The sequence below is a fragment of the Pseudomonas sp. NPDC089422 genome (genome assembly GCF_044749405.1).
GTDB lineage: Bacteria > Pseudomonadota > Gammaproteobacteria > Pseudomonadales > Pseudomonadaceae > Aquipseudomonas.
Genome location: NZ_JBIVHW010000002.1, coordinates 1 through 23,916 on the forward strand (window position 1 = coordinate 1; position 23,916 = coordinate 23,916).

The window sequence follows — 23,916 nt, forward strand, 5'->3', positions numbered from 1 at the left end:
GGGTCACCACCACGGCAGAGCCGGTGACCGGCGCCGTCACGGTGGCGGTGTAGACGATGATGCCACCTTCGGCCACCGATGGCGTGGCGGTCAGGCTCACGATCGAGGTGTCGACGGTGTCCGTGACGCTGGTCACCGCTGGTGTACTGTTGATCGCCAGGTTTTCGAAGTTGCCGCCCGAGGCGTCGGTAATGCGCGTGCTGACCTGGCCGGCATCGAGGTAGGGGTTGTCGCCGTGCGTGGCGAAAGCGACGCTGCCGGAGATCTGGTTGGCGGCGATAGTGATGGTCTGGCCGGTGCTCAGGGTGACGGTCACTGGCGACTGTGCGGCGTTGGTCAGGGTCGCGGTGTAGACGATCTGGCCGCCCTCGGCCACGCTCGGCGTTGCCGACAGCGAGACGGTAGTGGTGTCCTGCACGTCGGTGACGCTGGTGCTGACCTGTGTCTTGTCCGCGACCAGGTTCTCGTAATTGCCGCCGCTGACGTTGGCGATGCTGTTGGTGACGGGGCCGTGGCCCTGATAGACGTCGTTGCTCACAGCGCCAGTGGCGGTGCCGGAAACTTGCCCGACCGGGATGCTGATGGTTTGGCCGTTGGCCAAGGTCACCACTACAGGACTACCGGTAACGGCTGCGCTGACAGTCGCGGTGTAGAGGATGGTCCCGCCTTCTGCCACGGATGGGGTGGCGGTCAGGGTGACGGTGGTGGTGTCCTGCACATCGGTGACCGTGGTACTGACCTGGGATTTGTCTGCGACCAGGTTCTCGTAATTGCCGCCGGAGACGTTGCTGATGCTGTTGCTGACTGCCGGATGGCCTTGGTAGACGTCGTTGCTGACGCCGGCGGTGGCGGTGCCGGAACTCTGCCCGACCGGGATGGTGATGGTCTGCCCATTGGTCAGGGTCACCACCACGGCAGAGCCGGTGACCGGCGCCGTCACGGTGGCGGTGTAGACGATGGTGCCACCTTCGGCCACCGATGGCGTGGCGGTCAGGGTGACGGTCGAGGTGTCGACGGTGTCGGTGACGTTGGTCACCGCTGGCGTACTGTTGATCGCCAGGTTTTCGAAGTTGCCACCCGAGGCGTCGGTAATGCGCGTGCTGACCTGGCCGGCATCAAGGTAGGGGTTGTCGCCGTGCGTGGCGACGGCGACGCTGCCGGAGGTCTGGTTGGCGGCGATGGTGATGGTCTGGCCGTTGCTCAGGGTGACGGTCACCGGAGACTGCGCGGCATTGGTGAGGGTCGCGGTGTAAACGATCTGGCCGCCTTCGGCCACGCTTGGCGTCGCTGACAGCGAGACGGTAGTAGTGTCCTGTACATCCGTGACCGTGGTGCTGACCTGGGTCTTGTCCGCGACCAGGTTCTCGTAGTTGCCGCCGGACACGTTGCTGATGCTGTTGCTGACTGCCGGATGGCCTTGGTAGACGTCGTTGCTGACGCCGGTGGTGGCGGTGCCGGAACTCTGCCCGACCGGGATGGTGATGGTCTGCCCATTGGCCAGGGTCACCACCACGGCAGAGCCGGTGACCGGAGCGGTCACGGTGGCGGTGTAGACGATGGTCCCGCCTTCTGCCACGGATGGGGTGGCGGTCAGGCTGACGGTCGAGGTGTCGACGGTGTCGGTGACGCTGGTCACCGCTGGTGTGCTGTTGACCGCCAGGTTCTCGAAGTTGCCGCCCGAGGCGTCGGTAATGCGCGTGCTGACCTGGCCGGCATCGAGGTAGGGGTTGTCGCCGTGCGTGGCGACGGCGACGCTGCCGGAGGTCTGGTTGGCGGCGATGGTGATGGTCTGGCCGTTGCTCAGGGTGACAGTCACTGGCGACTGTGCGGCGTTGGTCAGGGTCGCGGTGTACACGATCTGACCGCCCTCGGCCACACTCGGCGTTGCCGAGAGCGACACGGTAGTGGTGTCGGTCACATCCGTAACGCTGGTACTGACCTGAGATTTGTCGGCGACCAGATTCTCGTAGTTGCCGCCTGATACGTTGCTGATGCTGTTGGTAACTGCAGGATGGCCCTGGTAGACGTCGTTGCTGACGCCGGCGGTGGCGGTGCCGGAACTCTGGCCGACCGGGATGGTGATGGTCTGCCCGTTGGCCAGGGTCACCACCACGGCAGAGCCGGTGACCGGGGCGGTCACGGTGGCGGTGTAGACGATGGTGCCACCTTCGGCCACCGATGGCGTGGCGGTCAGGCTGACGGTCGAGGTGTCGACGGTATCCGTGACGTTGGTCACCGCTGGCGTACTGTTGATCGCCAGGTTTTCGAAGTTGCCGCCCGAGGCGTCGGTAATGCGCGTGCTGACCTGGCCGGCATCAAGGTACGGGTTATCGCCGTGCGTGGCGAAAGCGACGCTGCCGGAGATCTGGTTGGCGGCGATGGTGATGGTCTGGCCGTTGCTCAGGGTGACCGTCACTGGCGACTGTGCGGCGTTGGTCAGGGTCGCGGTGTAGACGATCTGGCCGCCTTCGGCCACGTTCGGTGTCGCCGACAGCGAGACGGTAGTGGTGTCCTGCACATCGTTGACGCTGGTGCTGACTTGGGACTTGTCGGCGACCAGGTTCTCGTAATTGCCGCCGGAGACATTGCTGATGCTGTTGCTGACCGCCGGATGACCCTGGTAGACGTCGTTGGAGACCGCGGACGTGGCAGTCGCCGAACTTTGCCCGACTGGAATGGTGATGGTTTGGCCGTTGGCCAGGCTGACCACGACCGGACTGCCGGTCACCGGAGCGTCAACGGTGGCGGTGTAGAGGATGGTGCCGCCTTCTGCCACGGATGGGGTGGCGGAAAGGGTGACGGTGGTGGTGTCCTGCACATCGGTGACGGTGGTGCTGACTTGGGACTTGTCAGCGACCAGATTCTCGTAATCGCCGCCGCTGACGGCGGTGATGCTGTTGGTTACCGGGGCATGGCCCTGGTAGACGTCGTTGCTCACGGCGGCGGTGGCGGTGCCAGAGCTCTGGCCGACGGCAATGGTGATGGTCTGGCCATTGGTCAGGGTGACCATCACCGGGCTGCCGGTCACAGGCGCCCCGACGCTGGCCGTATAGATAATGGTCCCGCCTTCTGCCACGGATGGCGTGGCGGTCAAGGTGACGGTGGTGGTGTCCTGAATATCGGTGACCGTGGTACTGACCTGGGATTTGTCGGCGACCAGATTCTCGTAATTGCCGCCGGTCACATTGCTGATGCTGTTGCTGACCGCCGGATGGCCCTGATAGACGTCGTTGGAGACTGCGGCGGTGGCGGTGCCAGAACTCTGCCCGACCGGGATGGTGATGGTCTGCCCATTGGCCAGGGTCACCACCACGGCAGAGCCGGTGACTGGAGCGGTCACGATGGCGGTGTAGACGATGGTGCCACCTTCGGCCACCGATGGCGTGGCGGTCAGGCTCACGGTCGAGGTGTCGACGGTGTCCGTGACATGGGTCATCGCTGGCGTGCTGTTGACCGCCAGGTTCTCGAAGTTGCCACCCGAGGCGCTGGTAATGCGCGCGCTGACCTGGCCGGCGTCGAGGTACGGGTTATCGCCGTGCGTGGCGACGGCGACGCTGCCGGAGGTCTGGTTGGCGGCGATGGTGATGGTCTGGCCGTTGCTCAGGGTGACGGTCACTGGCGACTGTGCGGCGTTGGTCAGGGTCGCGGTGTAGACGATCTGGCCGCCTTCGGCCACGCTTGGCGTCGCTGACAGCGAGACGGTAGTAGTGTCCTGTACATCCGTGACCGTGGTACTGACCTGGGATTTGTCTGCGACCAGGTTCTCGTAATTGCCGCCGGAGACGTTGCTGATGCTGTTGCTGACTGCCGGATGGCCTTGGTAGACGTCGTTGCTGACGCCGGCGGTGGCGGTGCCGGAACTCTGGCCGACCGGGATGGTGATGGTCTGCCCATTGGTCAGGGTCACCACCACGGCAGAGCCGGTGACCGGCGCATTCACGGTGGCGGTGTAGATGATGGTGCCGCCCTCGGCCACCGAAGGCGTGGCGCTGAGCGTCACTGTCGAAGTATCGAGGGTATCGGTGACAGTCGTCACCGCTGGCGTGCTGTTGATTGCCAGGTGCTCGAAGTTGCCGCCGCTGGCATCGGTGATGCGTGCGCTGACCACTCCGCCACCGACATAGCGATCGTCGCCCGGTGCGGCCACGCTGATGCTGCCGGATGTCTGGTTGGCCGCGATGGTGATGCTCTGGCCGTTGCTCAGGGTCACGGTGACGGCGGTCTGGGCGGGATTGGTGAGGGTCGCGGTGTAGACGATCTGACCGCCCTCGGTCACGCTCGGGGTCGCACTGAGGGCCACCGTGGTGGTGTCCGGTGCATCGCTGATCGAGGTACTGACCGGTGTCGGGTTGGCGACCAGGTTTTCAAAGCTGCCACCGCTGACCGCGCTGATGCTGTTACTGACTTGCCCCTGCCCCTGATACACATCGTTGCCCACCGGCAGGCTGACCGTACCGACGCTCTGGCCCACCGCCACAGTGATGGTCTGACCGTTGGCCAAGGTTACCACCACTGGCGAACCGGTGGCCGGCGCCGAGAGGCTGGCGGTGTACACGATGGTGCCGTTCTCGCTCACCGAGGGAGTGGCCGTCAGGGTCACCGTGCTGGTATCGGCCGAATCGCTGATCACGGTCAGAACGGGGGCAGGGTTGGCCTCCAGGTGCTCGAAGTTACCCCCGGTCACGGATGAGATGCTGGTGCTGAGCGTGCTCGCGCCCTTGTACACATCATTGGCAGTCTGCAGCGACACGCTGCCACTGCTCTGGCCCGCGGCGATGCTGATGATCTGGCCATTGGAGAGGCTGACCGTGACGGCGGTCTGCGCCGGGTGGTCAAGGGTCACGGTGTAGGTGATCGCCCCACCTTCGGCAACCCTGGGGCTGGCGCTGAGGGTGGCGGTGGTGGTGTCGACGCTATCGACCACACGGGTGTCGGCGTGGGTGCCGTCGATGCCGATGGGGAGGCCGCCGCCGCTGGTGCCGGTGATGTTCACCGACAGCACCCGGCCATCGATGTACACCGTGTCGTTGGCGGGCACTGCGACATTCACCGAGCCACTGGTCTGCCCGGCGGCAATCACGATCACAGCACCATTGGACAAGGTCACGGTCAGTTCGCTGAGCGGGGCCTGGCCAACCGTTGCGACATAGACGATGGTGCCGCCGTTCTCGCTGATCGACGGTGTCGCGCTCAGTGTCACGGCCGTTCCCGAGCTCGCACCCGTTTCTGCGGCCACGGTCGTGTCCGGGCCGGCGAACTGCTCGAAACGCAGGCTCTCGCTGAAGTTCAGCGGCCCGGTCTGGTAGCCGATGGTCGGGTCGACCCGACCTGCGGTTTCCTCGAGCATGACGAAACTGTGCCCGCCACCGAGCGCACCGCTGCTGCCGCCCGATGACGTCTGGCCCGCAGCCGTCGCCTCCAGCGCCGTAGTCGGGTCGACGCCCGCCTGGATGGCCTGCTGCAGCTGCTCAACCGACGGTGCGGACTGGGCCGTGGCCATGCACATGTCGGTGCTGGTGTCAGGCGTGCCGGCGCTCCACTGGCTGTCGCGGCCCAGGTCCAGATAGCGCCCATCGCTTAGTTGCAGGGTGACGGCCCCTCCCACGCCGGTCAGTACCTGCTCGCCCGCATACAACCGATCACCTTCGATGAGCACACGGCGGATGCCTTCCGGGGATACCGCAATGACTTGGCCAACAATGCTTTTGACGATGGCTACTACCGTGCTCATGGGGCTCTCCAGATGACTCGACCAGTACCTTCCATACCCCGCTGACAGGGTTGTGGAATGATTCGAAAGTGCCTTTATTCAATAGATATATAACTTTCGCGCACTTGCGGTTATGGCGGCTGTTGAATGACGAAATATTGACTGCTCATGCGGCATTGCGAATAAAGGGCAATCTAAAGTCATATCGTTAATTGGCCGCTTGCCAACTCTCACTTTCGTATTAGTTGTATTGTCTGCTCGGTGTCAGGCGCTTTATTTTTGCGGCGAAGGGCCCGTGGTGCTTGGCTTTGTCCATGATTGGCCGCTGCAGGTAACAGACGGTGAACAACTTTGACTTGCGCGGGCGAGATCAATCGTTAGTCTTTTGGTAGTGCTGCTGAAAGGGTGGCTATATCCTCAGGGTTGTCCGCCGTGCAACAGTAATGAAACCTTCGGGTTTTGCTGTCGTCTGCTTGAAAGAACAATGGGCAATTGTTGAAGGGGCCATCCCCAACTACTGCAAGGAAGAGCGCCACGTGGAATCCGACGTCAGACGAATCCAGCTCAGCCACGATCCGCGTAGTCAGCACGACGATCCCCTGTTGGACTGTCTGCTGACCCTGTGCGTACTGCATCAGAAGCCCGCCAGCCGGGTGATGCTGACCACCGGATTGCCCCTGCCGGCCCAGCGCCTGAGCCCGGAGTTGCTGCCCCGTGCAGCTGCCCGGGCGGGCCTGCAGGGCCGCCTGCTGCAGCGCAAGCTGGAGCAGATCCCGAGTATCGCCATGCCGGCCATGCTGCTGCTCAAGGAGGGGCGCGCCGCCGTCCTGCTCGGTTGGGAAAACCCTGAAACCGCACGCCTGCTGCTCAGCGAAAGTGACGGTGGCGAAGTGCTGGTCAGCCGGGAAGCCCTGATCAGCGACTACAGCGGCCGGGTATTCTTCGCCCAGCCGCAGCACAAGTACGACGTCAACCACGGCAACCTCATCCCGCGCGCGAAGTCCTGGTTCCGCGATACCTTGCTGCGCAGCAAGTGGCTGTACGTCGACGCCATCGCGGCTAGCCTGGTGATCAACCTGATTGCCCTGGCCGCACCGTTGTTCGTCATGAACGTGTACGACCGGGTGGTGCCCAACCAGGCCACCTCGACCCTCTGGGTGCTGGCGGTGGGCATTACCGGTGCCTACCTCTTCGACCTGATCCTCAAGGGCCTGCGCAGCCTGTGCCTGGACCTGGCCGGCAAGAAGGCCGACCTGATCATCTCGGCCACGCTGTTCGAGCGCATCGTCGGCATGGCCATGAAGTACCGCCCCGCCAGGGTCGGCAGCTATGCGCAGAACATCCACGAGTTCCAGGGCCTGCGCGACTTCCTCGCGTCACTGACGCTCACCAGCCTGATCGATCTGCCGTTCACCCTGATCATTCTCATCGTCATCGGCATCATCGGCGGGCATCTGGTGTGGATTCCGGTGCTCGCCTTCCCGTTGGCACTCGGCATTGGCTATGCCTTGCAGAAACCCCTGATGGCGACCATGGAGCGAACCATGGCGCTGGCCTCCGAACGCCAGTCCAGCCTGATCGAAACCCTGGCCGGGCTGGATGCGGTCAAGGTCAACAACGCCGAAAGCGAACGCCAGTACAAGTGGGAGCAGACCCTTGGCACCCTCAGCCGTCTGGAGCTGCGGGTGAAAGTGCTGTCGGGCCTGGCCATGAACATCACCTTGCTGATCCAGCAGCTGGCCGGCGTGGCGATGATCTGTGTGGGGGTCTACCTGATCATCGACGGCAGCCTGAGCATGGGCGGGCTAGTCGCCTGCTACATGCTCAGCGGCCGCGCCCTCGGCCCGCTTGGCCAGTTGAATGGCTTGCTGGCGCGTTACCAGCAGGCCAAGGTGACCATGGCCGCCACCGACCAGATGATGGAGCTGCCCCAGGAGCGCAATTTCGAGGAGCGCCCGCTGAGCCGCCAGGTGCTGCAGGGCGCCATCGAGTTCCGCGGCGTCGATTTCACCTACCCCAACCAGCAGAACCAGGCGCTGAAGAACATCAGCCTGAGCATTCGCCCCGGGGAAAAGGTCGGCATCATCGGCCGCAGTGGCTCGGGCAAGAGTTCGCTGGCCAAGCTGCTGGTCGGCCTGTACGAAGCAGACAATGGCTCGTTGCTGGTCGACGGCGTGGATATCCGCCAGATCGACGTCAGCGAACTGCGCCACAACATCGGCTACGTGCCCCAGGACATCCAGCTGCTGGCCGGTACCTTGCGCGACAACCTGGTCAGTGGTGCGCGTTACATCGAGGACGAGATGATCCTGCAGGCTGCCGAGCTGTCCGGTGTACACGAGTTCGCCCGGCTGCACCCGGACGGCTACGAACTGCAGGTCGGCGAGCGCGGGCAAAACCTGTCGGGTGGCCAGCGGCAGAACGTGGCTCTGGGCCGTGCGCTGCTGCTCAACCCGCAGATCCTGCTGCTCGACGAACCCACCGCAGCGATGGACAACACCGGCGAAGAGCGCCTCAAGCAACGCCTGCAGGCGGTGATCGAGAGCAAGACCGTGCTGTTGGTTACCCATCGCGCTTCGCTGTTGACGCTGGTCGACCGGTTGATCGTCATCGACCGTGGCCAGGTGGTTGCCGATGGCCCGAAAGCCGCCGTCATGGATGCACTGAAGAAGGGGCAGATCAGTGTTGCATAAGCTTGATATCGGTCAGTTCAAGGAACAGCTGCGCCGCTACTTCAAGGGCTCGGAATCGCTGCACGGGCAGCCGCTGCCCGAGGTCAACAAGGCGCTGATCGAAGACGCCCCAAGGGTGGTGCGCCTGACCATCTGGGGTGTGATCGGGTTCTTCCTGTTCATGATCGTCTGGGCCAGCTTCGCGCCCATCGACGAAGTCACCCGCGGCGAGGGCAAGGCCATTCCCTCGTCCAAGGTGCAGAAGGTCCAGAACCTGGAGGGCGGTATCGTCGCCGAAATCTTCGCCAAGGAAGGGGAGGTGGTCGAAGTCGGCGAGCCGCTGCTGCGCCTGGACGAAACCCGCTTCGCCTCGAACAAGGGCGAAACCGAGGCCGACCGCGTGGCCATGGCCCTGCGCGTCGAACGCCTGAGTGCCGAGGTCGAAGACGTTCCGCTGAAGATCGAAGACAACCTTCGCCAGGCGGCACCCAGCCAGGCTGCCAGTGAAGAGTCGCTGTACCAGAGCCGTCGCCAGCAGTTGCAGGATGAAGTCAGCGGCCTGCAGCAGCAGCTGGTGCAAAAGCAGCAGGAGCTGCGCGAGTTCAATTCCAAGCGCGACCAGTACGCCAACAGCCTGCAGTTGCTGCGCCAGGAAATCGGCATGTCCGAGCCACTGGTGGCCAAAGGCGCCGTCTCCCAGGTCGAAATCCTGCGCTTGCGCCGCTCCGAGGTCGAGACCCGTGGCGAGCTGGATGCCACCGCGCTGGCCATTCCGCGTGCCGAAGCGGCCATCAAGGAAGTTCAGAGCAAGATCGAGGAAACCCGCGGCAAATTCCGCAGCGATGCCCTCACTCAGCTCAACGAGGCCCGTACCGAGCTGAGCAAGGCCACTGCCACCAGCAAGGCGCTGGACGACCGGGTCAACCGCACCCTGGTCACTTCGCCGGTACGCGGCATCGTCAAGCAGCTGCTGGTCAACACCATCGGCGGGGTGATCCAGCCGGGCAGCGACATCATCGAAATCGTCCCGCTGGATGACACCCTGGTGATCGAGGCGAAGATCCTGCCCAAGGACATCGCTTTCCTGCACCCCGGCCAGGAAGCCATGGTCAAGTTCACCGCCTATGACTACACCATCTATGGCGGCCTCGAAGCCAAGCTGGAGCAGATCGGCGCCGACACCATCACCGACGAGGACAAGAAGACCACCTATTATCCGATCCGCCTGCGTACCGAGAAAAGCCACCTGGGCAGCGATGACAAACCGCTGCTGATCATCCCTGGCATGGTCGCCACGGTGGATATCAAGACTGGCAAGAAGACCATCATGAGTTACCTGCTCAAGCCGATCATCAAGGCCCAGACAGAAGCACTGCGCGAGCGCTGAGCATCGTCAGGGCGCGTCGCGTCAGATCGCCACTGGCAAACGTGTGCGGCAACTCACAAATATCATCTTGACACTATTTTCACATGGTGCTGTAGAATTGACGGCCTAAAGTAAAGCCCAATCTGCATGCGTCGTATTTTTGACACTTTTGTTCGTCAAAAAGCCGCTGAAGCATACGTGCGGCCTACGTCTTTGAATCAGTTCCGATTTCGAATTCAGAGTCATCGTTTTGACGAAAAGTATTCCGTTGTTGGCTATTCCCGGACTAGGTGCCGAGCATAGTCAGTTCCATGAGCAAGGCCTGTACTGGTTGGCCTGTGACACCACAGAAAACGCCGCTACGCTCTGCCGCCAAGTGATCGAAGCCATGCCTGAACAAGGCCGGGCGGCGTTGCTCGGTGGTGCGCGCGTCATTCAGGAAGCCCTCGAAGGCCTCGATCCCGCTTGCGGGCCTGGCGAACTGACGTTGTTCGAGGCCGACACGCGGGCCATCCTGCACCTGAAAAACGACCTGCCGCGTATCGATTTGCCTGGCCGAGTGCTGCTGGCCATCGTGCCATCGGCTGCCTGGGAAGACGGCAAGGCCGAGCACTGGTGCCTGGCACTGCGCCAGGCGGCGATTGCGGCCAGTGCGCTGATTCTGGTGATCAGTGAAGGGCAGAGCGCCTCGCTGGTCGAGCGCCTGCGCGCCTTCAACCAGTCGCTGGACGGGCTCGCCCAGCTGTATCGCGGCCAGGGTGGCACGCGTTACCTGCAGCACTTCTGGAGCAACAGCCTCGGTGTTGCTGGCACCCAGGACCTGGAACTTGCACGCCATGCCGGTGGTTTTGCCGTTGCCAATCGGCCTCTGCCGTTGACCGATGCCGGCGGCGACGAGCTGCTCTGCCTGGCCCAGAGCCAGGTCCTCGAAGGTGCGCCAGCATTGTCGGAGCACTGGCAGGTGTTCGACAGCATCAGCGAGGTTGGCGCCAAGGCCAGTCGCGCCGTGTCGGCAACCGTGATCTTTGCCATGGACGGTGGCCAGCGCCTCGATATCCTCGCCCGTCAGTTGCACGCCTTGCGGCAACTGCGTGGCAATGCCCTGAAGCTGGTGGTGCGGGAAATGGCGCCGACCTTGCGCTACCAGGACGAGCAGCTGTTGCTGGCCTGTGGTGCCAGCCAGATCGTACCGTTCGGCGCCAGCCTTTCGCGCTTCCTGACCATGGTCGACAGCATCCAGGGCTATATCTGGCGCCGCCACCTGCCGGCCGATTTCGACGCCTTGCTCGCTCGCCTGCGGCCAATGCCGGTGTGCGGCCTGGTGGCACCGCGGGTGTTCGCCGAAGCGGTGCAGCAGATGTGGCACGGCCATCGCAACGGTGAAATCGTCCACCAGCTGCTGGTGCTGCGCCCGGCTCCGGGCCTGAGCCCGCTGCAGGCCTGCTCGCGCACGGTGTTCCGCCGCGATGGCGACATCGCCTGCGTGGTCGGCGAGGTGTTGTTCCTGTTCCTGTTCGCCTGCCGTTCGGAAGGTGTCGAACAGGCGCTGGACCATATCTTCCAGTTGTCCTGGAAGGAGCTGTTCATCAGCCAGGATCTTCTGGTCAGCCTCGACAGCCTGTCTGCTGCGGCGTTTCTCGACGAAACCGTACCGCAGCCGCCGCTGGCCGAGTCGATGGCACTGCCAGCGGCGCACAAGCGGCCCACCCTAGTGCCTCGGCAGATCGCCCTGGGCCATGGAGGGGCAGCATGAACTTCGTGCAATTGCTTCAGGTAGTCGGCATCAGTGCGCTGGTTACCTTGATCCTGGTCCTGTTCGTGGTGAGCGTGCGTGCCACCGTGCAGGGCTGGCTGAACCGCCTTTTGCGACCCCGTTACCTGAAGCCGGTAGGTGTACGCCGCCGTGTGGTGCGTCAGGACTCTGAATAATGACTAGTTCGACATTTTCTGCCCAGGTACCGGCCCGCTGGCACGGTCTGGGTGCCTGGAACCTCTATTTCCTGGCCAAGTTCCTGTTGGTCGCGGTTGGCATGCTCGACTTCCAGGCGCTGCCCAACCTGCTGTTCGCGGCATTTCTGCTGATCCCGTTGCCGGGGCGCTGGCTGCGTATCGGGCGCCAGGTCGTGGCCGTACCTGTGGGCATCGCGCTGTTCTATCACGACACCTGGCTGCCACCGTTCCGGCGTTTGCTGGAGCAGCCGGGGGTGCTCGATTTCTCGTGGGATTACCTGCTGGAATTGCTGACCAGGTTCATCAACTGGAACCTGATGGGCGCTCTGGTACTGCTGCTGGTGGGCTACCTGTTCCTGCGTCATTGGCTGCGCCTGAGTACCTTGAGCCTGGCCGGCCTGGCATGGCTGGCGGTCGGCGGGTTGCCGGCATTGAGCATCGGTGGCGGCCAGCCAGCGGTTGCCGGTGCAGCCGCCTCGGCTACCACGGCGGCTCCGGCTGCGGCCGTTGCCGATACGGCGACCCTGAATGCCTGGCTGGAGCGTTTCTTCGCCAGCGAGCGGCAACGGGTGACCACGTTCCCCGCCGTGAAGCCTGACGAGCAGACGTTCGATCTGCTGGTGATCAACGTGTGCTCCCTGGCCTGGGATGACCTCTCGGCCGTCGGCATGCACGACAATGCCTTGTTCTCGCGCCTGGACGTGGTCTTCGATCAGTTCAACTCGGCCACCTCCTACAGCGGGCCGGCGGCGATTCGCATGCTCCGCGCCAGCTGCGGCCAGTCGTCCCATGCGGGCCTGTACCAGCAGGCGCCCGAACAGTGCCTGCTGTTCCAGAACCTGGCCAAGCTCGGGTTCCAGAGCCAGACACTGCTCAACCACAGCGGGCGCTTCGACAACTTCATCGGCGACATCACCACCCAGCACATGCCGCAGCCGGGCTTCAGCGTCAGCGACTTCCCGCGGGCGCTGGTCAGCTTCGATGGCTCGCCGATCGCCGGCGACCTGGACGTGCTGCACGGCTGGTGGGGCAAGCGCAAGAGCTCTGGCGCCGACCACGTCTCGCTGTTCTACAACACCATCAGCCTGCATGACGGCAACCGCATGGTGACTGCCGACGGCGGCACGCGCCCGGCCGATTACGCCACGCGTGCCAACCGCCTGTTCGGCGACCTCGGCAAGTTCCTCGATGAGCTCGAAGCCAGCGGCCGTCGGGTGGTGGTCGCCATCGTTCCCGAGCACGGCGCGGCCTTGCACGGTGACCGCATGCAGCTGTCCGGCATGCGTGAGATCCCGACCCCGTCGATCACCCATGTGCCGGTCGGCCTCAAGTTCATTGGCATGGGCCAGCCAGCGCGGGGCGAGCCGTTGCGGGTTACCGCGCCGACCAGCTTCCTGGCGCTGTCCGAGCTGGTTTCTCGTGTGTATGCCGGCCTCGGAGCGGGGCAGACCCTCGACCTGCCGAGCCTGCTGACCGACCTGCCGACTACCGAGCGTGTGTCGGAAACCTCCGGCGCCCAGGTGCTGGACTACCAGGGCCAAACCTATATGCGTCTGCAAGGCCAGCCGGATTGGCAGCCTGTTCCCAAGGAGAGCCCATGAAGTCTGGCAAAGCTGACCCATCCGACCGCAGTGACGATATCGCCCAGTTGCGTCAGTACCTGGCCATGCCTGCCTTGAGCTATCAGGACATTTCCATGATGGTCGGTGTGCAGCAGGCGTTGCAGCGCTGGCCGCTGCTGGGCGAGAGCTGCATGGCCCTGCGGGAAGAAGCGGTATTGGTACGGCCCGAGCGGTCGGAGGCCGTGCAGTCATGATCAGCCTGGCCTTGCATGGACTGCGTGGCGGGTTGGGCCGTACCGCGCTGCTGGCGGCGCTGGGCTATGCCTTGCGTGAGCTGGGCGAGCGCGTGCTGCTGGTCGACATGAGCCCGGACAACCTGTTGGGCCTGCACTTCAACCTGCCGCTCGAGCAGCGCGATGGTTGGGCGTGCGCCGAGCTGCAGGGGCGACCCTACGACGAGACGCTCTATGAGGTCCTCGACGGCCTGTGCCTGATCCCCTTTGGTGAAGTGGCGCCCCACCGCCTCGGTGACGTGAACGGCTATCAGCAGCCCCAAGTCTGGCGTACTCGTCAGGCGGCCCTGGCCGGGCATTTCGACTGGCTGCTGTTCGACCTGCCTCACCCGGTAACGGCCAAGGCGACGTCTGCCTTTGTCACCGACATGCGCATCCTGGTGGCTGAGGCCGAGATGACCAGCCACATCCTGCTTGGCCGTCAGCAGGTCGAGCGTTACGACCTGCTGCTGGTCAACCGTTTCGACCCTGCCAGCGCCCTGCAGAGCGATGTGCTGATGGTGTGGCGTGACCTGTTCCGCAAGCGCCTGCCGATGCAGCTGGTGCACCGTGACGAAGCGTTCGTCGAGGCCTTCGCCTGCAAGGCGCCGGTCGGCCACTACGCCCCGCAGTGCCTGGCATCCCGAGATGTGCAAAGCCTGGCGGTACGTTGCCTGGCGAGGCGTGAAGCGTGAACGTGACCCCCCGCTCGGCCTACGCCCACTTCACCGCACGCGGCGCACAGCGGGCGGTTGCCCTGCTGTTCACCCTGGGTGTGTGGTTGGCATACCTGTTCCTGCGCCTCGAATCACCTGCCTGGCAGGCATTGCTGGCCGAACGTCAGCGCCTGTTCCCGCAGTTCGTCGGCAAGCGACCATCGCTTGGCGACCCACTGCGGCTGCTGATCCAGTGCATCTGGCTGCTGCTGCGGCGAGTGCCTCAGCCGCGTAAACCTGGTCGGCCGCTGCGTATCTTGTCGTTCGCGGCCGGCTACTTGCGCGGCGCCTTGCAGGTGCTGCGCAACTGCCGCGCCCGGGTGGCCGAAATCATGGGCCAGGTGCCGGCACGTTTTCGCGACAGCGACCTGCAGCAAGGTGCCGCCCGGCGCCTTCGCCAGCTGAGTGTGTTCGGCCGGCGCCTGTTCTTTACCGTGCTCACCGCGTTCGCCGTGCTGCTGGCGGTGCTCTGCGTGACCGAGCCCTTCGGCTACCTGGCGCAGCTGGTGTTCATCTTCCTGCTGTGGGGCATCGCCATGCTGGTGCGCTACATGCCAGGCCGCTTCCCGACCCTGATGCTGATCGTACTGTCGACGATCATTTCCTGCCGCTACCTGTGGTGGCGCTACACCTCGACCCTGAACTGGAACGACACGCTCGACCTGGTCTGCGGCGTGATTCTGCTCGCGGCGGAAACCTACTCCTGGTTCGTGCTGATCCTCGGCTACATCCAGACCAGCTGGCCGCTGCAGCGCAAACCGGCGAACCTCCCGCAAGACCCGGCACACTGGCCCAAGGTCGACCTGATGATCCCCACCTACAACGAGGACCTCTCGGTGGTGCGTACCACCGTGCTCGCTGCCCTGGGCCTGGACTGGCCACGCGAGTGCCTGCGCATCTACATCCTCGACGATGGCAAGCGTGCGGAATTCCGCGCCTTCGCCGCCGAGGTCGGCGTGGGCTACATCGTGCGGCCGAACAACAACCACGCCAAGGCCGGTAACCTCAACCATGCGCTGGGGGTCACCGACGGCGAGCTGATCGCCATCTTCGACTGCGACCACGTGCCGGTGCGCTCCTTCCTGCAGATGACCGTCGGCTGGTTCCTCAAGGACCCGAAACTCGCGCTGGTGCAGACGCCTCACCACTTCTTCTCGCCCGACCCGTTCGAGCGCAACCTGGGCTCGTTCCGCCGCCGTCCCAACGAGGGCGAGCTGTTCTATGGGCTGATCCAGGACGGCAACGACATGTGGAACGCTGCCTTCTTCTGCGGCTCCTGTGCCGTGCTGCGGCGCACCGCGATAGAAGACATTGGTGGCTTCGCCGTGGAAACGGTCACCGAAGATGCCCATACCGCGTTGCGCCTGCACCGCAAGGGCTGGACCTCGGCCTACCTGGGCATTCCCCAGGCTGCGGGCCTGGCCACCGAGAGCCTGTCGGCGCACATAGGCCAGCGTATTCGCTGGGCGCGCGGCATGGTGCAGATCTTCCGTACCGACAACCCCCTGTTCGGCCGCGGCCTGAGCCTGTTCCAGCGGATCTGCTACGCCAACGCCATGCTGCACTTCCTGGCCGGCCTGCCGCGGCTGGTCTTTCTCACCGCGCCGCTGGCGTTCCTGCTGCTGCACGCCTACATCATCTACGCGCCTGCCGTGATGATCCTGCTGTACGTGCTGCCACACATGATCCACGCCAGCCTCACCAACTCGCGCATGCAGGGCAAGTACCGGCAGACCTTCTGGGGCGAGGTGTACGAGACCGTGCTGGCCTGGTACATCGCCCGCCCGACCACGGTCGCGCTGTTCGCGCCGAAGAAGGGCAAGTTCAACGTCACCGCCAAGGGCGGCCTGATGGAAGAGGGCCAGTTTGACTGGCGCATCGCCCAGCCGTACCTGTTCCTCGCGGGCCTCAATGTGGCCGGCCTGGGCTTTGCCGTCTGGCGCCTGTTCACCGGCCCGGCTGCGGAAATCGGCACGGTCATCGTCAGTTCGTTGTGGGTGACCTACAACCTGCTGATCCTCGGCGCCGCCTGCGCAGTGGCCGCCGAAGTGCGCCAGGTGCGCCGTGCACACCGCGTGCAGATGCACTTGCCGGCCGCACTGCTGCTGGACAGTGGCCACGCTTTCCCGTGCACCCTGGTCGACTACTCCGATGGCGGCATCGGCCTGCAGCTGGGCGATGGCGTGAAGCCGGCCTCAGGGGAACGCGTGCGCCTGCTGCTGAGCCGCGGGCAGCGTGAGTTTGCCTTCAATGCACGGGTTACCCGCATTGTCGGCCGGCATGTGGGCCTGACCTTCGAGGGCCTCAACCAGCAGCAGCGCATCGACCTGGTGCATTGCACCTTCGCCCGCGCCGATGCCTGGCTGGGCTGGCAGGACAAGCACGAAGCCGACCGCCCGCTGCGCAGCCTGATGGACGTGCTCAAGCTGGGCGGTGTCGGCTACCTGCGCATGATCGAGCACACCCCCATCTGGCTGCGCGGCTGGCTGCTGCCCCTGTACGCACTGCTGCGCTGGCTGGCCAGCTACCTGCCGCATACACCCCGACCTCTTCCTTCCACGAACCTTGCTGACCGAGACGCATGATGACTCGTTATCCCGCACGCACCTGGGGCCTGGCGATGGCGCTGCTTGCCTCGCTGTTCCAGAACGCTGCTGTCGCCGCTGTAGCCCCCCTTGCCATGCCGGCCGAGCCATCGGTGCCCAACTGGCCCGTCACCCAGACCTTCGAGCAGCTTGGCCGATCGGCCGACAGCCTGATGCTGGGCGTTCGCAACAGCGAAAACATCGAGTTCGGCCTGCGCCGGGATCGCCTGGCCACCGACGCCGTGCTGCAACTGGACTACACCCCGTCGCCAGCGCTGCTGCCGAACCTGTCGCATCTGCGCGTGTACCTCAACGACGAGCTGATGGGGGTGGTGCCGATCGACAAGGACCAACTCGGCCAGCGCGTGCGTCGTCAGCTGCAGCTGGACCCGAAACTGATCAGCGATTTCAACCGGGTGCGCCTGGAGTTCGTCGGGCATTACACCGATATCTGTGAAGACCCGGCGCACAGCGGCCTGTGGCTGAACGTCAACCGCAAGAGCCAGGTGCAACTGCGCGAGCAGGCGCTGGCGCTGGAAAATGACCTGGCCTACTTCCCGCTACCGTTCTTCGATGCGCGCGATACCAGCAAGGTCGAGCTGCCGGTGGTGTTTGCCGACACCCCGACCTTGGGCGAGCAGCGTGCCGCTGCCATCCTGGCGTCGTACTTCGGCAGCAAGGCCGGCTGGCGCAAGGCGACCTTCCCGGTGTCGTTCAACAGCCTGCCGGCCAGCGGCGACAAACCACAGCCAGCCATTGTCTTCGCCACCAATGATCGGCGCCCGGCGTTTCTCGCCGACCTGGAAAAATTCCCGGCGGTCGACGGCCCGGTGGTGCAACTGATCGATCACCCGAGCGATCGCTGGAGCAAGCTGCTGCTGGTCCTGGGCCGCAATGACGAAGACCTGGTCAAGGCTGCCTCGGCGCTGGCCGTCGGCAGCGACCTGTTCCGCGGCTCGCGGGTCAAGGTCGAGCAGATGACCGCGCTGCAGCCACGCAAGCCTTACGATGCGCCGAACTGGACGCGTACCGACCGCCCGGTGCGGTTCTCCGAGCTGCTCGACTACCCCGAGCAACTGCAGGTCAGCGGCTTGCAGCCACGGCCGATCACCCTCGACGTGAACCTGCCGCCAGACCTGTTCGTCTGGCGCAACCAGGGCATTCCGCTGCAGACCCTCTACCGCTACACGCCGCCAGCGGTCACCGATGAGTCGCGCCTGAGCATCAGCGTCAACGACCAGTACATCACCAGCATGCCGCTGGTGGGCAACGACCGCCGCAGCAGCACCCTGGAAGAGATGCGCCTGAATGTGCTGTCTACCGACAGCACCGCCCTGACCGAGCAATCGCTGGTCCCGGCCTTGAAGATCGGTGCGCGCAACCGCCTGCGGTTCGACTTCAGCTTCGCCAGCACCCTGGGCAGCGCCCAGCGCGACCACTGCCAGACCACCCTGCCGGTAGACGTACGTGCGGCGATCGACGAAAACTCGACCATCGACCTGTCCGGCTACTACCACTACATGGCCATGCCTGACCTGCGTGCCTTCGTGCGCAGCGGCTTCCCTTACAGCCGCATGGCCGACCTCTCCGAGACCCTGGTCGTGGTACCGGCCAAGCCCACCGCGATGCAGGTCGGTGTCTTGCTTGACGTGATCAGCAGCATCGGCGGGCAGGTGGGCTACCCGGCCCTGAATGTGCGCTTGAGCGACAACTGGAAACAGGCTGCGGATGCCGATGCCGACCTGCTGTTGATTGGCAGCCTGCCCGAAGACCTGCACGATCAGCCGAACCTGGGCTTGTTGCTGAACGCGCAGCGCGACTGGATGGTGCAGGGGCGGGCGGTGGAGCAACCTGGCAACCGCCGCTTCGACACGGCGCCCGTGGTGTCCAACAACCGCATCGAAGTCAGTGCACAGGCGCCGATCGCCGCGATCACCGGGCTGAAGTCGCCGTTCCACGAGCAGCGCAGCGTCGTTGCCTTGCTGGGTAGCTCCGATGACGCGTACGCCTTGCTGCGTGAAGTGCTGGTCGACTCCGGCAAGCTCGACGCCGTGGCAGGCTCCGTCGCCCTGGTGCGCAGCAGCGGTGTCAGCAGCCAGTTCGTGGGCGAGCACTATTACGTTGGCCAGCTGCCATGGTGGCTGCTGCTGTGGTTCCACCTCTCCGATTACCCGACACTGATCGCGGTGATTGCCGTCATCAGCGTGCTGCTGTTCGCCTTCCTGCTGTGGCGTGCGCTGCGTTGGGCCGGGCGCCGTCGCCTGGGCGGGGCCGATTGACCATGCGCCGGCTTTTGGCCTTGCTGCTGGTGTTGTCCATGCCCACTGTCGCCAGCGCGTCGACGGCGTGCCCGTGGCCGGCCTGGGAGCGTTTCAAGACCGACCTGATGAGTGCGGATGGCCGGGTGCTCGACCGCAGTGACGAGCGCCTGGTCACCACCTCCGAAGGGCAGAGCTATGGGCTGTTCTTCGCCCTGGTCGGCAACGACCGCCAGGCGTTCAACAACCTGCTGCGCTGGACCGGCAACAACCTCGCCGAAGGCGACCTTGCCCGGCACTTGCCGGCCTGGCTCTGGGGGCGCGACAAGCAACAGCAATGGCAGGTGCTGGACAGCAACAATGCCAGCGATGCCGACCTGTGGATCGCCTACAGCCTGCTCGAAGCGGGGCGGCTGTGGAATGAGCCGGCGTATGCCCGGCTGGGCACGCAGATGCTCTGGCGCATCGCTGCGCAGACCGTGCGCAAGTTGCCGGGCCTGGGTGTGATGCTGCTGCCGGCGGACTACGGCTTCGACGGCAACCGTGGCTGGCGCCTGAACCCCAGCTACCTGCCGCCGCAACTGTTCGACCGCTTTGCCCTGGTGGACCCGCTATGGGGCGAGTTGGCCGGCAACGTCCGCCGCCTCTGGTTGCAGTCATCGCCCAAGGGCTTTGCCCCGGACTGGCTGCTGTGGACACCGGCGGCAGCCATCGAGCCCGACCCCGAGCACGGCAGTGCCGGGGACTATGACGCCATCCGCGTGTACCTGTGGCTGGGCATGCTGGCCAACGGTGCAGCGCAGCGCGACGAGCTGCTGCGTCACTTTGCACCGATGGTTGCCGCCACTGCCCAGGGCGGCTTGCCGCCTGAGAGCGTCGATGCCCGCACTGGCAAACAGAGCGGCCATGGCCCGGTGGGCTTTTCCGCCGCGTTGTTGCCGCTGCTGGCCAACGCCGCAGATGGCCACGCTGCGCTTGAAGCCCAGCGCAAAAGGTTGCGCGAGCAGCCTGCCGAGCCACAGGCGTATTACAACCAGGTCCTTGCCCTGTTCGGTCAAGGCTGGGACCAAGCCCGTTATCGCTTCGACAACCAAGGTCGTCTGCTGCCCGCCTGGAGTGCTCCATGTTCCGAATGATCGGCGTGCTCACGCTGACCGCATTGTCCTGTGCCGTGGCTGCGCAACCGAAGGACCGCGATGAACAGCGCCAATGGCTGCTGGAACAGGTGCGTATCGGCGAGGCGCTGCACCGCGATGACCTGATTCACGATGCTCTGGCCAGGTTGCGCCTGTTGGAACCGCGCAACCCTGACGCCCTGCTGGCTGCCTTGAGCCTGGCGCTGCGTGAGCAGAAACCTGAAGAAGCCGAACAACTGCGTGCCAGCATCAGCGAACTGGCGCCCGGCAGCCTTCAGGATCGGCAAGCTCGGCGTCTGATGGCGCTGCAGCAGCCGGAGCAGGCGCAGCGCCTGCAGCAGGCACGCTTGATGGCGGTGACCGGGCGCTATGACGAGGCCCGGGTCGCCTATGACCAGTTGTTCGGCGGCGAGCCGCCCAGCCTCGACCTGGCCCTGGACTACTGGCGTGTGCGCGGCAACCTGGCCGGTCAGCGGCCGGAAGCGATCCGCCAGTTGCAGCAGCTGGATCGCCAATACCCAGGCAATGTCGGCCTGCGCCAGACCTTGGCCGCCTGGCTGTTCAGCGAGGACCGCGACAGCGAAGCCCTGGCCATCCTCGACCAGTTGTCGCACGACCCGACGGCGCGCGACGCCGCCGCACAGCGCGAGTTCGACTACCTGTCCGAGCAACCAGTAAGTGCCAGCAGCGTCGCTGCCTGGCAGGCATTCGTTCAGCGTTATCCGGCGTCGCCGCTGTTGCCGCTGGCCAGTGACAACCTCAAGCAGCAACGCACCCTGGTGGCCGACCCGGCCTGGCAGGCCGGGCAGCGTGGCAAGGCCTTGCTCGACCAGGACCGCAACGTCCAGGCCGAAGCGCAGCTGCGCCTGGCCCTGCGCCGCTATGCCGATGATGCCAGCCTGCACGGCGCGCTCGGCGTTGCGCTGATGCGGCAGCGCCGCTATGGGGAAGCCAATGCGGCATTCCACCAGGCCGTTACCATCGAGCAGAACACCCGCCTGATGAGTAAGTGGAAAGACCTCGAAGCTTCCAGCCAGTACTGGGGAATGCTGCAACGGGCCGACAGCGCGCTGGAAAAACAGGACCTGCGCACTGCCCGTTCGCTCTACCAGCAGGCGCGTCAGCAGCGCCCTGACGACGAATTCGCCATGCTGGGGCTGGCCGATGTGGCGTTCGCCGAAGGTGACCTGGCCAGTGCCGAGCGGCAATACCTGCAGGTGCAGCGCAAGGTACCGGGCAATGAAAGCGCGGTGCGCGGCCTGATGCGGATCTATCAGGCGCAGTCGACAGACAAGGCCGAAGCGTATCTGAGCAGCCTGCCTGCGGCCCAACAGGCCCAGTTCGCCAGCCTGCGTCGCAGTCTGGCGCTTGGCCGCCTGCGCGAGCAGGCTGATGCCGCCGTGCAACGGCAGGATTGGGCGACCGCCAGCCGGCTGCTGGAGCAGGCTGCAGCGTTGTCGCCCGATGAGCCCTGGCTGGCCTACCAACTGGCGAACAGCCTGCGTCAGCAGGGCCGTAACGCTGAGGCAGACGCCGCATTCAGCCGCGTATTGCAGCGCCAACCGGCCGATCCTGCCACGCGTTACGCCCATGGCTTGTACCTGGAATCCAGCGACCGCGATGCACAGGTCCAGGACACCCTGCACGCCGTGCCGCAAGGCGCCTGGACCGACGACATGCGTACCCTCGACAAGCGCGTGCGCCGGCGCATGACCCTGGCCCAGGCCCAGCGCCTGCAGGACCAGGGCCGCACCGACGAAGCCAGTGCCGTGCTGGAAGCCGGCCTGGCCCACGGCGAGGGTGACCCTGACGACCTGTTGCTGATGGCGGACTGGGAGGCACAGCGGGGCGATCATCGCAAGGCGCTGGGTTACTACCAGCGCGTGCTGCAGGTTCAGCCGCAGCGTGCTGAGGCCCGACTGGGCGTGATGGAGAGCTGGATTGCCGAAGGCGACCTGGCCCGTGTGCGCCAGGCGCTGGATGCACAACCGCTGCAGCTGACCGATGAGCAGAGCGATGCCCAACGCCGTTATGCTAAAGTGCTGGTCGCCCTGGGCGAGAAGGAAGAAGCCGCAAGGTTGCTGGAGCATGTTGCCGCCAGGCAGACGCTGCCCGACCCGTTGCTGCGCCGCGACGCAGCCAGGCTGGTGGCGGCCAACGACCCACAACGGGCGCTGGATCTGTATGCCGCGGCGATGGCCGATGCGCAGATGATCAGCCGCTCGCAGGCGTCGCCGCGTGACGACCGCGTCATGACCTTCGCCAGCCGTGCCAAGGACACCGACGACTGGCTGGCGCGCAGCCTGCGCAGCGACGTCGATGAGCTGTACCAGCAGCGCAATACCAGCGTCACCCTCATGCATGACTACGGCTGGCGCAAGAACGACGGCACGCCCGGCATCTCCCGCCTGAGCACCCAATCGACCTTGCTGCATGTCGATACCCCGTGGGAAGACGGCAGGGCGTTTGCGCGGGTCGAGCGCATCGGGATGGATGCTGGCTCGTTCGACCTTGATGAAAACGGCAACAACACCGCTGACTTCGGTACCTGCCAGTTTGTCGGCGTCACTCGCAGTGGCGCGCCGCTGCCGACGTGCCAGGCGGGGTCGCAAACGGCCAACGGCGGTGTGCTGGCGATGGGGTGGCAGAACAGTCGCTGGGGCTTCGACCTGGGCACGACCCAGGGCTATGAGGTCAACAACTGGCTGGGCGGCGCTATCGTCAACGGTGACCTGGGGCAGGTGGGTTGGTCGCTGGCGGCCTCGCGCCGGCCAATGAGCAACTCGCTGCTGTCGTTCGCTGGCGCGCGCGACCCGGCTACCAACGTACGCTGGGGTGGAGTTACGGCCAACGGTGCCACACTGGGCCTGAGCTGGGACCAGGGTGGTGATCACGGTGTCTGGGCAAGTCTTGGCCACCATTGGCTTTACGGCGAGAACGTTGCCGACAACCAGCGCACCCGCGCCATGGCGGGGTACTACTACCGCGCCGTGGAGAAGGCTGACGAGCGCATGCGCGTGGGCCTGACCGTGATGAACTGGCGCTATGACAAGGACCTGGGCGGCTACAGCCTCGGCCAGGGCGGCTACTACAGCCCGCAACGGTACGAGTCGATCGGTGTGCCGGTCAGCTATGCCTGGCGCAACTATGACTGGTCGTTCCTGCTGGAGGGATCGGTCAGCTTGTCCCATGCCAAGAGCGACAGTAGCCGGCTCTACCCGAACGACAGCCTCAACCGCAAGTTGCTGGCGCGCTACGACATCATCGAATCGAACATCGATGCGACTACCGATGCCAGCAGCAGCACCGGCGTGGGCTACCGTCTGCATGGTGCCTTCGAGCGGCGCCTGAACGATCGCTGGGCGCTGGGCGGAGGTTTCGACTGGCAGCACAGCGAAGATTATGCGCCCAGCCATGCCGTGTTCTACGTGCGCTACCTGTTCGAGCCGTGGCGCGGCAACCTGGCCTTGCCGGTCACCTCGCTGGAGCCTTACAGCGAGTGGCGTTGAGGGGCGCCCGGCGCCCCTTTTCCAAGCGTGAGCCGTTTCATATGGTTATGCGTTAACGGTATTTAAATTATTTTTCTTATGCCTTTATAGTCGCTCTCACTGCGTACCCGTCGACCAATCGATGCGCCGCACGACTTGAACCCACACGGGTAATCCCCGTGCGTTTCTGATCGTTGCGCG

At 64.8% G+C, this 23,916-nt stretch carries 12 protein-coding genes; 11 read left to right on the forward strand and 1 reads right to left on the reverse strand.

Annotated elements, in window-relative coordinates:
• Positions 1-5,731 (reverse strand): retention module-containing protein (locus ACIPZ8_RS03730; protein ID WP_400719758.1); only part of this gene is annotated, 5,731 nt, incomplete at its 3' end.
• Between the two features lie 515 nt (positions 5,732-6,246).
• Between ACIPZ8_RS03730 and ACIPZ8_RS03735 the strand changes: the two genes are divergently transcribed.
• From ACIPZ8_RS03735 to bcsC, 11 genes are all read left to right on the forward strand, one after another.
• The gene (locus tag ACIPZ8_RS03735; protein ID WP_400719760.1) at positions 6,247-8,403 is read left to right on the forward strand and encodes a type I secretion system permease/ATPase; all 2,157 of its coding nucleotides are present in this window, start codon (positions 6,247-6,249) and stop codon (positions 8,401-8,403) included.
• Positions 8,393-9,769 (forward strand): HlyD family type I secretion periplasmic adaptor subunit, encoded by a 1,377-nt coding sequence (locus ACIPZ8_RS03740; protein WP_400719762.1) that lies wholly within the window; start codon positions 8,393-8,395, stop codon positions 9,767-9,769. Before ACIPZ8_RS03735 ends, ACIPZ8_RS03740 begins: the two co-directional genes overlap by 11 nt.
• A 241-nt stretch (positions 9,770-10,010) precedes the next feature.
• Complete coding sequence (gene bcsE, locus ACIPZ8_RS03745) at positions 10,011-11,501, forward strand: cellulose biosynthesis protein BcsE (protein WP_400720460.1); 1,491 nt, start codon at positions 10,011-10,013, stop codon at positions 11,499-11,501.
• Positions 11,498-11,677, forward strand: a complete 180-nt coding sequence (bcsF, locus tag ACIPZ8_RS03750) for a cellulose biosynthesis protein BcsF (protein ID WP_400719764.1) — start codon at positions 11,498-11,500, stop codon at positions 11,675-11,677. The genes bcsE and bcsF overlap by 4 nt, the downstream gene beginning before the upstream one ends.
• On the forward strand, positions 11,677-13,299 hold the full coding sequence (gene bcsG, locus ACIPZ8_RS03755; RefSeq protein WP_400719765.1) for a cellulose biosynthesis protein BcsG: 1,623 nt from the start codon (positions 11,677-11,679) through the stop codon (positions 13,297-13,299). Before bcsF ends, bcsG begins: the two co-directional genes overlap by 1 nt.
• Complete coding sequence (gene bcsR, locus ACIPZ8_RS03760) at positions 13,296-13,514, forward strand: cellulose biosynthesis protein BcsR (RefSeq protein ID WP_400719767.1); 219 nt, start codon at positions 13,296-13,298, stop codon at positions 13,512-13,514. The genes bcsG and bcsR overlap by 4 nt, the downstream gene beginning before the upstream one ends.
• A complete protein-coding gene (gene bcsQ, locus ACIPZ8_RS03765; RefSeq protein WP_400719769.1) occupies positions 13,511-14,227 on the forward strand; it encodes a cellulose biosynthesis protein BcsQ in 717 nt (238 codons plus the stop codon). The genes bcsR and bcsQ overlap by 4 nt, the downstream gene beginning before the upstream one ends.
• Entirely contained in the window at positions 14,224-16,833 is a 2,610-nt protein-coding gene (bcsA, locus tag ACIPZ8_RS03770; protein ID WP_400719771.1) for a UDP-forming cellulose synthase catalytic subunit, read from the forward strand. The genes bcsQ and bcsA overlap by 4 nt, the downstream gene beginning before the upstream one ends.
• Positions 16,830-19,112 carry a cellulose biosynthesis cyclic di-GMP-binding regulatory protein BcsB gene (bcsB, locus tag ACIPZ8_RS03775; protein ID WP_400719773.1) on the forward strand — a complete coding sequence of 761 codons (2,283 nt, stop codon included), beginning with the start codon at positions 16,830-16,832 and terminating at the stop codon, positions 19,110-19,112. The genes bcsA and bcsB overlap by 4 nt, the downstream gene beginning before the upstream one ends.
• Before the next feature lie 2 nt (positions 19,113-19,114).
• Positions 19,115-20,227: a cellulose synthase complex periplasmic endoglucanase BcsZ gene (gene bcsZ / locus ACIPZ8_RS03780; RefSeq protein ID WP_400719775.1), complete on the forward strand. Its 1,113-nt coding sequence runs from the start codon at positions 19,115-19,117 to the stop codon at positions 20,225-20,227.
• Positions 20,215-23,736 (forward strand): cellulose synthase complex outer membrane protein BcsC, encoded by a 3,522-nt coding sequence (bcsC, locus tag ACIPZ8_RS03785; protein WP_400719777.1) that lies wholly within the window; start codon positions 20,215-20,217, stop codon positions 23,734-23,736. The genes bcsZ and bcsC overlap by 13 nt, the downstream gene beginning before the upstream one ends.
• The last annotated feature ends 180 nt before the right edge of the window (positions 23,737-23,916 follow it).